Annotated in this window: 8 protein-coding genes; 5 read left to right on the plus strand and 3 right to left on the minus strand. The window is 45.6% G+C overall.

What is annotated here, in order from left to right:
* Positions 1–19 precede the first annotated feature (19 nt).
* Positions 20–1015: a response regulator gene (locus tag KXJ80_RS19310; RefSeq protein ID WP_047535039.1), complete on the minus strand. Its 996-nt coding sequence runs from the start codon at positions 1013–1015 to the stop codon at positions 20–22.
* 2 nt (positions 1016–1017) lie between these two features.
* A complete protein-coding gene (locus KXJ80_RS19315; protein WP_099456934.1) occupies positions 1018–4359 on the minus strand; it encodes an MHYT domain-containing protein in 3342 nt (1113 codons plus the stop codon).
* A gap of 386 nt (positions 4360–4745) precedes the next feature.
* Here KXJ80_RS19315 and srmB point away from each other — a divergent pair, with 386 nt between their 5' ends.
* The 5 genes from srmB to KXJ80_RS19340 all read left to right on the plus strand — a co-directional run bounded on the left by srmB (position 4746) and on the right by KXJ80_RS19340 (position 13968).
* The gene (gene srmB / locus KXJ80_RS19320; RefSeq protein WP_099456935.1) at positions 4746–6008 is read left to right on the plus strand and encodes an ATP-dependent RNA helicase SrmB; all 1263 of its coding nucleotides are present in this window, start codon (positions 4746–4748) and stop codon (positions 6006–6008) included.
* 297 nt (positions 6009–6305) lie between these two features.
* Positions 6306–7517: an efflux RND transporter periplasmic adaptor subunit gene (locus tag KXJ80_RS19325; protein WP_099456936.1), complete on the plus strand. Its 1212-nt coding sequence runs from the start codon at positions 6306–6308 to the stop codon at positions 7515–7517.
* Positions 7517–10723, plus strand: a complete 3207-nt coding sequence (locus tag KXJ80_RS19330) for an efflux RND transporter permease subunit (protein WP_259474492.1) — start codon at positions 7517–7519, stop codon at positions 10721–10723. Before KXJ80_RS19325 ends, KXJ80_RS19330 begins: the two co-directional genes overlap by 1 nt.
* A gap of 168 nt (positions 10724–10891) precedes the next feature.
* Positions 10892–11596: a TatD family nuclease-associated radical SAM protein gene (locus KXJ80_RS19335; protein ID WP_099456938.1), complete on the plus strand. Its 705-nt coding sequence runs from the start codon at positions 10892–10894 to the stop codon at positions 11594–11596.
* Positions 11597–11730: 134 nt separating this feature from the next.
* Positions 11731–13968: a PAS domain-containing protein gene (locus KXJ80_RS19340; protein ID WP_259474493.1), complete on the plus strand. Its 2238-nt coding sequence runs from the start codon at positions 11731–11733 to the stop codon at positions 13966–13968.
* Here the strand turns inward: KXJ80_RS19340 and KXJ80_RS19345 are convergent.
* Entirely contained in the window at positions 13949–15349 is a 1401-nt protein-coding gene (locus KXJ80_RS19345) for a hypothetical protein (protein WP_069455325.1), read from the minus strand. The two genes, KXJ80_RS19340 and KXJ80_RS19345, sit on opposite strands and share 20 nt — an antisense overlap.
* Positions 15350–15369 lie beyond the last annotated feature (20 nt).

Genomic DNA, 15369 nt, shown 5'->3' on the forward strand with positions numbered 1-15369 from the left:
GCACCTGATAAACCAATGGCTACTTATCTATCCATTTATTTTTAATTTCAATCACTTTATCTAAATTTTCGGTAAATAACTGCACTAATTCAGGGTCAAAATGGGAGCCACTCTGTTCATGAAGATACGCCATCGTTTCTGCAATCGACCAAGCTTCTTTGTAAGGACGTTTGCTAGTGAGCGCATCAAACACATCAGCAAGGGCAACGATGCGCCCCTCAAGCGGGATGTCTTTTCCCTTTAGGCCATTTGGATAACCCGTACCATCCCATTTTTCGTGATGGGTAAGTGCCACTGATTTTGCTAACCGTAACAACTCAGAATCGGCTTCACCGATAATTTCAGCACCGATATGGGGGTGAGTTTTCATAATAGCAAACTCGTCTTTGGTGAGTTTAGCAGGCTTAAGCATAATGCTATCGGGAATACCAATCTTACCAATATCATGCATAGGTGCTGCATGTAATAAGTCATCCGCCTGTGCCTCACTAAGACCATAGGCCAACGCCAAGATTTGAGCATAGTGGCTCATGCGCATTACATGGGTGCCGGTTTCGTTGTCCTTATATTCGGCGGCGCGACCTAAGCGTTGAATAACTTGCAGACGTGTTCGACGTAATTCATCTGCCTGCACAAGGGAGAGATGGGTTTTAACGCGAGCCTTAACTATGGTTGGTGACACAGGTTTGACTATGTAATCAACGCCACCTACATCAAAACCTGCCGCCTCATCATGCTCGTCGTTAAGCGCAGTCACAAAGATCACTGGAATCGGCAGGGTTTCAGGCATGCTTTTAAGTGCTTGGCATACTTCTAAACCCGTCATATCAGGCATCATGATGTCGAGTAAAATTAAAGCCGGCAGCTCAACCTTGGCAAGATGCAATGCTTCTTCACCACTTTTAGCAAAAATCAAACGATAGTCTTGATGCAATATTTGTTTCAAAACCCGCAAATTAACTGGCTCATCGTCTACCAGTAATAAGGTCTTCTTATCGTCAGTCGCAATCTGCATAGCTATTCCTTATGTGAGCTAATGACAAGCCGCAACTTAACTAATTCAGTATGGGCAATATCAAAATCAAAATTATCGAGGGCATCAACAATGGTGTTTACCATGGGTTGATGGACCGATAGATTTTCAATGGCGGTTAAATCAGCTTCTTCAAAGGAGTGGTGTTGTACTGCCGCAATTAAAGCATCAATATGCGGTAAAGCTTGGTTTGGATCAGTCTGAGGAGTAGATATCTGCACGTCTTTATAGTGAGCGAGTTGCTGCACATAACGAGTGATCTGCACTATGGTTGATTCAAGTTCATTGAATAACTGCTGTCTAGCCACTAAAACCTGTGGCTCTGAGTCAGCCATTTGCTCTAATGCCGCAAACAAGGCCATGCAACGGAATAAGCCTAAATTGCCAGAAATGCCTTTTAATCCATGACCTTGCTGGACAATCGCATCCCGATCCGATTGGTTAATTGCCTGCTCAAGCTGCCGAGACTTTTCGGGCCATTGAGCGATAAACTTTTCTAATTCTTGGATAAACTTTGCTTTACTTCCCCAGAGTTGTATCCCTCTTTGCTCATCGATGATGGCATTGAGATCGGGCTCATTTTTATTGAATGACTGTGTGGACAGTTCAAGGTTTAATACGCGGGCGATTTCGACATTTAATAAATAAAAATCAATGGGTTTATTAGCAAAACCATCCATTCCTACTTGTTGTGTCTCGAGTTTATCCTGCTCAAGCACACTCGCTGTTAACGCAATCATCGGCATGTAGGTTAACCCGGATTCAAGCTCCTGTTGGCGTCTACGCCTTGCTGCGGTTAAGCCATCCATTACTGGCATCTGTAAGTCAATTAAGGTGATATCAATATCATGCCTTTGCATTCGTAATAGAGCCTGCTCACCATCACGGGCAGTAATCACTCGATGTCCATGTCGAGTTAAATATACTGAAAGCAGATCAATATTTTGTTGAATATCATCAACTACCAGTATTGTTAATGGAGGCAGTGACACCTTGTCATAACTCGGTAGAGTCAAGTTTTCAACACTTTGAATGAGAGGAATTGTAAATCGGAAGGTACTGCCCAAACCTAAGCGGCTTTCAACCTCAATATGCCCGCCCATTAACTCTACTAATTGTTTGCTGATAGTAGTACCTAAGCCAGTACCACCGTATTTACGGCTCATAGAGGCATCCGCCTGGGAAAAGGCATCAAACACTCGCTCAAGCTGCTCTGGCGACATGCCAATCCCAGTATCGATAACTTCAAATGTCACTTGATTGTCTAACGGAGAGAAAACTCTTACGGTCACTTTTCCTTCAGCGGTGAATTTAACAGCATTACCTATTAAGTTGAGCAGCACTTGGCGTATCCGCTCAGGCGACCCCATAAAGTGGGTTCCCATCGTTGGCGCGATATCCACTTCCAGTAATAAATGCTGCTTTTGGGCCTGTAACCACAAGGTTGAGATCACAGTGTCGATTTCAGCCGTTAAAGAGAAAACCCGAGTTTCAAGTTCCAGCTTGCCTTTGTCGAGTTTGGCACTGTCTAAAACATCATTGAGTAAATGCAATAATGATTTGGCCGAACGATTAATGGTTGATAATTGCTTTTGTTGCTCATAATCCAAGGATGACTCTAACAAAATATCGCTAAAACCTATGATGGCATTCATTGGGGTACGGATCTCATGGCTCATATTGGCCAAGAAGGCTGAGCGAGCGGCGGCAGCTTGTTCCGCAGTATTCTTCGCGGCCACCAGATCCTGCTCCATTACCTTACGTTCAGTAATATCCATGATAAAACCATCAATCCACCCGTCTGGATTTTGCTCATCAAAAATATAATTTCCATGCTCAAACAGCCAACGCACCTCACCATCGGCACGGATAATACGGTATTCCATTGAAAAGGTTGGTGGCTGTGCTTGTGCGTAAATAGTATCGACATCATCGGGATAATAAAGCGAAGAGAATAAACGTTTAGCGTTAGGAAGCTCAAAATCTGAAGCTGGGTATCCCGTGATATTAAATACCGCATCGCTGATGTAAACCATGGGCCAGCCTTGAGTATTCATACAGCGATAGGCCACCCCGGGGATATTACTGATCAACGATCTCAGCTTTGCCTCATTATTTTTCAGCTCTTGCTCCATCTCATTTCGCTGGCTGAGATCGGAAATAAAACCGACAAAGTAATGGGATTTGCCTTGCATCATATGCCCAATACCGAGGCGGACGGGCACTAAATGGCCATTTTTATGCTGCGCCAGCACCTCTCGCCCCGTACCAATAATCTGTGCCTCACGGGTTTTAACATATTGAGCGATATAACTATCATGCTGGGGGCGAATGGAGGCAGGCACAATTTTTTTGACATTGCTACCAAGTAACTCTGTCGAGGGCCACCCCAAGATACGCGTCACCGCTTGGTTTACGCTAACGATAATACCTTGACCATCGATGGTGATAATGCCATCCACTGCGGTATCCATCATAGCCAGCATTCGATCTTCGTTTGATTTAGCGAGTAAAGACAGATCTTTATATTTAAAGATCACATTCACAATCAGCACTAAGCAGATAATGACGACGGTAATAATCGATACCCCGAGCGCAAGATAAAACGAAATTTCAGACGTTTGTTCGCTAAGCTCTAGTCCAGCGGGTTTAACAAAACGCGCCGCCGCCATACCCGTGTAATGCATACCTGCAATAGCCAATCCCATCACGATACTGGCAATAAAATTACTCGTAATAGTGCTCATGCTGGATGAGATAAACTGATTCAGTCCGGTACGAACCCAAAGTGCAATAATGGCTAAAATCACCGCAACGATAATCGACAGAGCAAATATTAGAGGGTCGTAACGCAATAATGGCGCCATATCCATGGCAGCCATCCCCACATAATGCATTACCCCAATACCGACACCCACTAAAACACCGCCAATCAATACTTGGGGAAACCGAATACGTGGTTGAGATAGTAGGCTAAGCGCCACCCACGAGGCCGCAATACTGGGTAACACCGATAAGGCAGTAAGACCAAACTGATAAGAAACTGGAGTGCATAAATTAAAGGCCAGCATGCCAATAAAATGCATTGACCATACGCCCCCACCGAGGACAAGACTGCCAGTGAATAACATAATTTGCTGTCGCGATTTAGATTGGGTTCGTGCAGCTTGTGTCGCAACTTGAAACGCCATAAAGGCAGAAAAAATAGCAATAAAAATAGAAATAGTGACCAATAAAGGGTCGTAATAAACATTGAGTAACAGGCTATCTTGAGATGAAGTAAAAAAAGATGATAACCAATTAAAAATCATAATATTCAAGCCCATATTAGATAAATAGAATCACGCCGAAATGTTTTGCCAATTCAAGTAGGGCTAACGCTTAGGGGCCATAAAATGATGAGTATGGTCTATAAATGGCATCGATTTATTGCTTAAACGCCAAACCACGCGGATACAATCCATCCAACACTCTGAATAAACGCCAGACATTTGTTACAAAAATCACTTTTATCTTATACAAGTTTTACCAATTGTCTGCCTCAAAATGCGACAAATCACATTATCACTGCGAATTTATCTGTGGGGTTCAGAGTAAAAGAGGCCTTTCTATCAACTCCGTCACCGAAAAGCGAAGCCATTGGGATTAAGTTATTTAAGTTAACAGGCATAAGCTTTATAATGCTGGGCTATTATTCGTCGAGACGCTGCGCATGCAATTTGAAGATTTCCAGCTTGACCCTAGCTTATTAGAGTCACTTAAAGCCATGGGGCACAATACGCCCACCACAATCCAACAAGAAACGTTGCCGCATGCTTTAGAGCAACGGGATATTTTGGCGCGCGCCCCGACGGGTACAGGTAAAACCGCCAGTTTCTTATTACCCGCGCTACAACATCTAATCGACTTCCCGCGTCGTTACTCGGGTCAAGCGCGTGTATTAATTCTTACCCCAACCCGTGAATTGGCGAGCCAAATTCACCGCTATGCCTGCCATTTAGCCACAGACCAAGGGCTAAATATTGCCATTATCACGGGTGGAGTGCCCTATGCACCTCAAGAAGAAGCGCTAAAGGGCAATATCGATATTCTGGTCGCGACACCGGGTCGCCTGATGGAATATTTAGATAAAGGTAAATTCAGTGCAGAATCCGTCGACATACTGATCATCGATGAAGCTGACCGTATGCTCGATATGGGATTCTCAGCCGTGGTAAAAGCCATTGCACTCGAAGCCCAAGGCCGCAAGCAGAATATGCTGTTTTCAGCCACCCTTGAAGGCAGTGGTGTTATCCGCTTTGCCCGCGAAGTGCTTAATGATCCTATCGAAATCGATGTTGATGCACCGCGCAAAGAGAAAGCCAAGATCCACCAATGGATCCATCTCGCCGATGATAAAGACCATAAATTTGCCCTGCTTTGCCATTTGTTAAAACAGGAAGAAGTAAAACGCGCCATCGTATTCGTGAAGACTCGCGATGTGGTCTCTAGCCTCGAAGGTCAGTTACTCCAAGCCGGCATCCCTTGTGCTTTTATGCGCGGAGATATGGAACAGAAGAAACGTTTCCAAGCCTTAAGTCGTTTTACTAAGGGCGAAGTGAATGTATTGCTGGCGACCGATGTGGCTGCCCGCGGTATCGATATTGATGATATCACCCACGTGATTAACTTCGATATGCCACGTTCAGCCGATACCTACATCCACCGTATTGGTCGTACTGGCCGCGCGGGTGCCAAAGGTACGGCAATTTCTCTGGCTGAGGCCCATGATATGCGCATCGTTGGTAAGATTGAGCGTTATATTGAGCAACCCCTTAAACGCCGAATCATTGAGGAATTACGTCCTAAGCACAAAGAGGCGCGAGTTCCATCCAAGAAAAAGGCAAAATTAAAAGCCAAAGAAGCGGCGAAAAAAACCAGCAAAAAAGAAGCGGCAAAAAAAGCTAGCAAAATTGCCCGCAAAAAACAGTCCTAGGTTTTCTAATCTTGGAATAAGCTGATACTTACTTCCGCCTAAAAGCCGCAAAATTGCGGCTTTTTTTATGCTCATTGACCTAGCAAATATTTTTGTACGGGGTGGAACCCTATATGACAAAAAACACTCTACTCCTACGCAATTGTATCCTCAGCAAACTAAACCGACGCGGTAACAGGACACAAACTCGATAGCATCATCTTTAGACACATTTTATTTACAAAAATAAATTTATTGCGCAGCCTGACTCTGATACTTTAGGCGCATTAAGCGATTTAGCACGGATGTAACAATCATATGATCAAAACCTTACTAAGGAGATTATCTCCTTTTTTTATCTTACTGCTCTTTATTGTTGGCGCTGGTTTGCTGATGAAAACCAAGGAGACACCTGAGCAGAAACCCGAAGAAATGCCGATCCCGATAGTGGATGTCACCCGGGTTGAGCAACAAACGGTTTCGCTTAACTTACCCTCCTACGGTGTTGTCACGCCCAAATATAAAACGCAACTGGTGACTGAAGTCCAAGGGCGGATGCTGACGATTTCACCTCAATTTGTTGCCGGTGGCATAGTGAAAAAAGGCGACCAACTTGCCCAGATCGAACCTTCAGATTATGAAGCCGACTTAATGCAAGCCGAAGCGACATTGGCTCAAGCAACCGCAGCACTCAATGAGGAAATCGCCCGCGGCGAAGTTGCCAAAATTGAGTTTAAGGGTTACGACAAAGGATTGCCGCCTGAACTCGGTTTGCGCATACCTCAATTGAAAAAAGAACAAGCTAACGTTAAATATGCGCAGGCGGCTTTAGCTCGCGCCCAGCGTAACTTAGAACGTACCGTTATTCGTGCGCCCTTTGATGGCATTATCAAGGCAAGAAATGTCGACTTAGGACAATACGTTACCCTAGGTACAAATCTTGGTGAACTGTATGACACCCGCATTGCGGAAATTCGCCTACCTATCTCTAACGATGATTTGGCCTATTTGGAATCCGTCGATAATCCCGATACCCAAGTCACCTTGAGCGCCTCATTGGCAGGCAAGGAAAATACCTGGATAGGCAATATCATCCGCAGCGAAGGGGTGATTGATGCCGATAACCGCATGGTTTACCTCGTCGCCGAGATAAAAGATCCTTACCTGCGAGAGCACAAAACCCAAGGCAGTTTACCACTGAAATACGGCAGTTTTGTCAACGCCGTGATTAAGGGCCGCACCGTCGATGGCATAGTCAAACTACCTCGCCATGTGGTACGCAATGAGCATGTCGCCTTGATTAACAATAACAATATCGTCGAAATGCGCCATGTGAATGTCGTGCGTAGCGATCTTGAAAACGTATTTATCAAGGACAGCTTAAAAACCGGTGAGCGGGTTGCTATCACTCACTTTAATAACATGGCCAATGGCCAATTAGTCAAAGTGATAGGCGAAGAAACAAAACCAGTGCAGACGCCTAAGGAAGATGCTCCTGAGTCGAGTCTTGCGGCCACTGGAGTAAAATAATGGATACGCAAAAAGGGATCTTAGCTTGGTTTGCCCGTAATAGCGTGGCAGCTAACCTGTTAATGTGGGCACTGCTGATTGGCGGGATGTTTAGCACAGTGCTGATCAATAAAGAGGTATTTCCCTCTTTCAACCTGAATTTATTGAGTATTACCGTTGCTTACCCAGGTGCTGCGCCACAGGAAATCGAAGAAGGCATCAACATCAAGATTGAAGAAGCCATTCAAGATATCAACGGCATTAAAAAAGTCACCTCGGTTGCCAGTGAAGGTGTTGGCTCAATCACGGTAGAAGTGGAAGACGACTACGACGTCCAAATCGTACTCGATGAAGCCAAGTTACGACTGGATGCGATTTCCACCTTCCCGGTGAACATCGAAAAACCACAAATCTTTAAAATCGAGCCCGAAAACAACGTGATTTGGGTGTCGGTGTACGGAGATATGTCACTGCACGATATGAAGGAGCTAGCCAAATCGGTGCGTGATGATTTGACCCAGCTCCCCGCCGTAACCCGTGCTAAAGTCACGGGAGTTCGCGACTATGAAATCGGTATCGAAGTCTCGGAAGATAAGCTGCGGGAATACGGCTTAACTTTCTCACAAGTCGCAACGGCGGTACAAAACTCCTCCATCGACTTACCAGGCGGCTCGATACGCGCCGAAGATGGCGACATTCTGCTGCGCACTAAAGGTCAAGCCTATACGGGCGATGATTTTGCCAATATCGTTGTCACTACCCGTGCCGACGGTAGCCGGGTGATGTTACCGCAAGTTGCCACCATTAAGGACGATTTTGAAGAGCGTCTAGAGTACACCCGTTTTAACGGCAAACCCGCCGCGATTATCGAAGTCACCAGCGTCAACGATCAAAATGCCCTCGATATTGCTCAGCAGGTAAAAGACTACGTCGAGAAACGTCGTGCAACCCTACCTGCGAATGCTCAATTGGATACTTGGGGCGACTTAACTCACTACCTCAAGGGCCGTTTAAACATGATGATGTCGAACATGTTTTATGGCGCACTGTTAGTGTTTGTGATTTTGGCGTTGTTCCTCGATCTTAAACTCGCTTTCTGGGTGATGATGGGCATCCCCGTGTGCTTCCTCGGTACAATGCTGATCATGCCGCTTGAACCTTTCTCCATGACCATCAACATGCTGACACTGTTTGCCTTTATTTTGGTCTTGGGGATAGTGGTCGATGACGCAATTGTTATAGGGGAAAGCGCTTACAGTGAGGTCGAACGCCACGGACATTCGATTGACAATGTGATCCGCGGTGCGCAAAAGGTCGCCATGCCCGCCACCTTTGGGGTATTAACCACCATCGCCGCCTTTATCCCTATGCTAATGGTCTCAGGTCCGATGGGAATTATTTGGAAATCCATCGGCATGATCGTCATCATGTGCCTGGCATTTTCACTGGTTGAATCTAAATTTATTCTCCCAGCACACTTGGCCCATATGAAGTTTAAAAAGCCAGGGGAACCTACGGGTTTCTTTGGGCGCTTTAAAGAAAAATTTAACAATCGTGTTCAACACTTTATTCACCACAGTTACCGCAACTTCCTCGAGCGCTGTATCCAGCATCGCTATAACGTAGTAGCAGTCTTTATAGGTGTGCTGATTTTGTCTGTCGCTTTAGTGGCAAGCGGGAAAGTGCGCTGGGTGTTCTTCCCTGATATTCCTTCCGACTTTATCCAAGTTCAATTAGAAATGGATGAGGGAAGCTCAGAACAAAACACCCTTAAAGTGGTACAGGAGATTGAAGAAGCCCTGTACAAAATGAACGCCAAAATGGAGAAAGATAACGGCAGCGAAGTAGTGAAACACAGCTTTATCAACATGAGCTCGCGCACCTCTGCCTTTATTTTTGCCGAACTAACTAAGGGTGAAGATCGGAATGTCGACGGTGAAACCATTGCTACCGAGTGGCGTGAACAATTGCCCGAGTTATTGTCAGTCAAGAAACTCGACTTTAACGCTAGAGGTAACGGTGGCGGCGGTGGTGGCGATATTTCTTTTAGATTAACCTCAAGCGATTTAGAAGAATTATCAGCTGCGGCTCGCGAACTTAAGCAAAAGCTAGCGACCTACGAGGGAGTGTATGATATCGCCGATAACTTTTCCTCGGGCAGCCATGAGATCCGTTTAAAAATCCGCCCCGAGGCGGAAGCATTAGGTTTAACCTTATCCGATTTAGCACGCCAAGTCCGTTACGGCTTCTACGGTTATGAAGCACAACGTATTTTACGTAATAAAGAAGAAATCAAAGTCATGGTTCGCTATCCCTTAGAACAGCGCCGTACAGTTGGCTATCTGGAGAATATGTTGATCCGAACGCCGCAAGGTAAGTCGGTACCTTTCTCCACCGTTGCTGAAGTCGAAAAGGGTGAATCTTATGCGTCTATTACCCGTGTCGATGGTAAACGAGCGATAACCATTAACGCTAATGCGAATAAAAACAAGGTTGAACCTTCTAAAGTCGTTAATGAAATCCAGAAAGATTACTTGCCGCAACTTCAGGCAAAATATCCTAAGATTCAAACGGCTCTCGATGGTGGCAGTTTGGATGAACAGAATGCCATGGTCGGATTGATACAAGGTTTCTTCTTTGCACTGTTTACCATTTATGCCTTGATGGCTGTGCCGCTTAAATCCTACAGCCAGCCACTGATCATTATGTCAGTGATCCCTTTTGGGATTATCGGCGCCCTGTTTGGGCATTTGATCCAAGGGCTTGCCATGAGTGTGTTGAGTCTTTGTGGTATCGTTGCACTTGCAGGGGTCGTGGTGAACGATTCGCTGATCTTAGTTGACTTTGTTAACCGAGCTCGTGAACAAGGTCAATCGGTGAGGCAAGCAGCGGTCGATTCAGGATGTTATCGTTTTAGGGCGATTATCTTGACCTCATTGACCACCTTTGTCGGTCTAGTGCCTATTATTCTTGAGCGCAGCTTACAGGCGCAGATAGTGATCCCCATGGCGACCTCACTCGCCTTCGGTATTCTATTCTCGACTGTGGTGACCTTAATCCTAGTGCCGCTACTGTATATCATACTTGATGATGCAAAGCGCGTTGGTAGCCGCTTCTACCATTGGTGGTGGCGTCCGAAAAAAACACAGGATACTCCATTGCATATCAACGAGAGCCACAGTATCTCCTTGGATGCCATACATGAGTCAGACTATAAGCGGGATTAGTTATCGTCTGTAATCTATGAGAATCCCATAAAAAGAGAGCTTAGGCTCTCTTTTGCTTTTGCAGTGCGTCATTCTAAAACGCGTAGTGCGATCTAAGTGGCAGTTATCCCTGTGGGCATTGGTTACACTCACCTTAAGTTATCGCTTAGACCCAAATAAAGTCGTTGTATGCCAAACTCACACACTGCTAGAGCCAAACCTGAACCGCTCATCGCCACTGAGACCTTAGCCAATGGCCATACTACCGCAGAAGTCTGTACCAATGAGACCTGCGCAACCGAAACCCTGGTCTACGACATTCGTAAAAGCCGTTATCTCAACATCACTGGCCGCTGTACTCTGCGTTGTATCTTTTGTCCGAAACACAATGGCAGCAAGCAAATCCATGAATATCAATTGGCACTAACCCACCAGCCCAAACCGGAGGAAATTATCCCGCTGTTAGGCAATGTGGAAGACTTTGAGGAATATGTGTTTTGTGGCTATGGCGAGCCGACCATGAATCTTCCAACGCTGCTTGCCGTCGCCAAGGAAATTAAACGTCGTGGCGGTCGAGTTAGGGTCAATACCGATGGATTGGGTAATCTTGTGCATCGACGTAACATCCTGCCCGAACTGGCTGAATGTGTTGATGGCTTATCTATCTCACTCAATGCCGATAATGAGGCGGCCTATAACCAACATTGCCGACCTAAACTTGCAGACTCCTATGCCGCGGTAAATGCCTTTATCGCCCTCGCACCCCACTATATTGAGCGAGTGCAAGTCTCAGCGATTGAAGGATTAGATGGAGTAGATATCGACCTTTGCCGTGAGCAAGTGCTCGCAACTGGCTGCGAGTTTAAACACAGAGTACTCGGCACACTCGGCTAGCAAGCTCCTTGACTCTCCACTAGATTGAATCTCTTGCTCGGGATAACGCCATCACCGAGCAACTTGCCACTGTCGTAACATTTCATTCGTGTTAACATAGCCAAATTAACAGATCATCAACTCAAAATCGGCCCATGCTGAAGAACAAATCAAGCCTACATCCACTCGCACCATTACTTTCATTGACCCAAGGGCTGCATTGGTCTCACCAACGCCTGTTGGCTGTTGCGAGTCAGTTATCGATGCTTGTGATAGGTATGATCATTTTAACTAATTTAATCATTACCTTAGGTGAGCGTAGGTTACAGGAAGAATGGGCAACTCAAAGATATAGCGAATTACAAACGATAGGCACGCTGATCACAGATAAGGTTGCCTTTCAGCAGTTTCGCACTCAGTTGTTCGCCAAGGATGAACTACTCAATCAATATCTTAAAAATCCAACTCCTGCAGCAGAGCAAAAATTACAGGCAAGTTGGCAAGAACTCGTTGAGCATATTCCCGAACTACTAGGGATTGCCCTCTTCGACCCTCAGGGAAATTATAAATTTGCAACACCGGCTAACTTTAGTCAGGATGCACTTCCGGCGACCCTTCTTGGTTCTAGCCGTAATTTAGGTGGAAAAGAAGTGTTCACCTCACCTTTAGAGTTTGTGCCACTCAATGGCATGCTCGAACCCTACATGTATCAAATGACTTGGTTAGAAAAACCCGATCAAAGCTCTTTAGGTTATCTCGTAACCTACAATTCAATGGTACAGATGTTAGAGGCGATAAAACCTGCTTTCTCAAGCAATAAATCCCCCATGTTAGTACTGGATACCCAAGGATTACTCTATGCAGGGGTAAGCGATCTTGCACCGTTAACCCATATTCCTGATACCTTAGGCGCGAGTTTACGCCAAAGTTATCCGGCACTATGGCGCGAAATGTCGATGAGCAACTTTGGCCAGTTTCACGGTGAAGATGCGACGTTTGTTTACCTTAAAGTTGAACTCACTAACCAACCCGAGCTGCGCCGGGAATATTTTTTACTCTCTTATATCCGTAACGACGATATTGCCTCAAAGTTTTCGCAGTGGCAGAACATCGTTATCGTCGCATCTTTAGTTCTGACGTTACTGGCCGCTTGGGTCATTCTACTTAGCCACATGTATCGGTTACAGTATCGCTCGCGCCAATACAGCATTGACGTTGCAAACTCACTGTTTAACAGTGAAATAGGCTTTATATTAGCCAATGAACAGGCGCGCATTATCAGTGCCAACCCTAAAGCGGCCGAAGCGACTCGAGTTCCCCAAGATGAACTAACTGATCGAAGTCTGCAACGAGCCTTAAATCTCGATGATCTAACGCACACGCAAATCCTCGAACAAGTGCACCGATTGGGAGAATGGTCTGGTCACTTGTCGCTCGACAATGAAGCGGGTTCAACACTAAGAGTCAACGTACGACAAGCCCCGCGATTAGGGCGAGGTTTACCCCATATGTTGATCACGCTTGAAGATATCAGCGCCATTATTAACAGTCAGAACCAAGCATTCTTAAGTGAGCTGCTGTGTGATACCACGGTGGCGACCGCACTGACGGATGCCAATGGTAAGTTGATAAAAATTAACCCAGTATTTGATCAGCTCATGCAACTCAACGGCGATCTGAATCATGATTTAGCGTCATTGCTGTCTAACGATTTAGGTAATCAATGGCAACGGATCACTGCCCAAATCAGCATGCAAGGCCAATGGCAAGGCCAGATCCTTTGCTCACCCAATCTACGTCACTCAAATTGTTTACAGGCCACCCTCAAGGGACATGTCGCGACTGACGGTGAGATTGATTACATCATCTGTACCTTAGAACAAGCTATCGATGGCCAACGTGGCGCAGAACCCCGCAGTTTTGTGCCACATCGCAGCACGATTTTGCAGCACCTGTCAGATTTAGAACGCTATTTTGCTTCACTTTCGCCCCAAAGCCGCAACCACTCGAGTCTACTCGTGATGGACATTAATCCAGAGGGATTACTGAGCCACATGAGCGATATCGATCAACTCGAAAATCGCCAGCAAGAAGTGGAAATTCAGCTATTACTTGAGATACCAACCCACTATCAAATACTCCATTGGCAACTGGGTAAGCTGTTGTTATTACTTCCAGATACTGATGCAACAGCGGCACATCACTTTGCCCTTAATACCATAGAAAAACTTAACAGCAACGGTTTAGGTGAAGGGATCAGCATCGGCATAGCTAGCTATCAAGAAGGACAAAGTCTGGAGCAATACCTCAGCAATGCCGAGGTTGCACTCAAACGGGCAAAACAGAATAACGACCAGAATATCGGCCAGGCTTTTACTCGCCATCCGTCTTAACGGGCGGATTAAAAGAATCTGGCAGTTGGCTTTGGGTGATTTCGATAATAGCAGAGCGGTTCATCGTGATTTTATAGCGAGCATATTCCGGCTCTTCACGGCCATCACGTAGCACTAAAATCAGATTAACCTGGTAACGACGCTCGACCGACTCATGGCTGATTTTGCCCTCAAGCTCCTTGTAAATCTTGGCTTTGCCCCGCTCTAAGTAGCGGGCAAACGGCACAAAACTAAAGTTGACTTGCTCTTGAATTGTTGAATAGCCGGCCTGAAACTCGCCTTGGTTTACCCGAGTCGCAATTTTGTAATGGAGGATCTCGGCATCGACTTTGTTCTGGCTATGTCGGTGTTTTAGGATTTCGTTTACCTTTTCGGGTAAATCCTGTGGCCGCATAAACTCCAACCACACCAATTGTTTAGCAATAACAGCCTGGCTAGTGGTATCCCTTAAGATACGGCTCCACCGCGGCCGACCACGCTGGATAAAGCGCCAAAGAGCATTACGCACATCGTCCTTAAAGATTTCCCTAAATCCGTATATCACCGCTAAGGTCAATACGAGGGCAATAGTAAAACCGCTAAAAACGCCCTGCGCTTCAATAATCAGCGCCGACACCACCAACATCACTAATGCCGTGGCAAGCCCCGTTGTGAACTTTTTAAGGCCGATCCCCAGCGGTTTTAACTCTTCTTTAAGTACGACCCCTTGCTGAATCAAACGCCGTAATAACAGCATCTTATTCGAAATTCGATTAGGATCTTGTTTTGTCTGTGCCGAGTTATAGTTATTGGCATCACGATAGGCTGATTCATTTCGACAAAGAGTCAGCACTCGCTCTTGAATGTCGGAAAAGTCACTGGTACGGGTAGCGTGGGCTAATACTTTTAGCAGTTGCTGCTCACAAAACCAAGACAGATAGTTATCCGCATTTTCAAAATAGGATTTCCATTTAGCATCGCCTGGTTCATTACGGCGAAACTTTTTTAGCAATTGGGTTATCTGTTCACACAACTCATCGAGCGCGAGATAAAAATGCTCAACATCAGCAATCCGATTGAGTTCTTTGACATCGTTTTCAACCGCTACCGCAAATTGGTAGGCAAACAAGTTTAAGTACAGCCTAAACTCTTCCACAGTGCGGCGATTCATACTGGCAAAACGGCCTTGTACGAGCGGTAAATGCAAACCTTCGGAATAGTAAGAACGGCGGCCAACAATGGCGCTATGATAATATTCTTCTTCGTTTAAGGTGTGCGCACCTATGCCCATTTCCTTAGGTAAAAAGAAATAGAGGTCAAGCTGACGATTATCGCCCTTTTCCATCTGGTGGCTGAACTTAATCGACAGGGATTCTTCTTGTTTGACACGTATCTTAAACACAAAAACCTTAATGATTGGAG

This window comes from Shewanella xiamenensis, assembly GCF_024971755.1.
In the GTDB taxonomy this organism is placed as follows: Bacteria; Pseudomonadota; Gammaproteobacteria; order Enterobacterales; family Shewanellaceae; genus Shewanella; species Shewanella xiamenensis.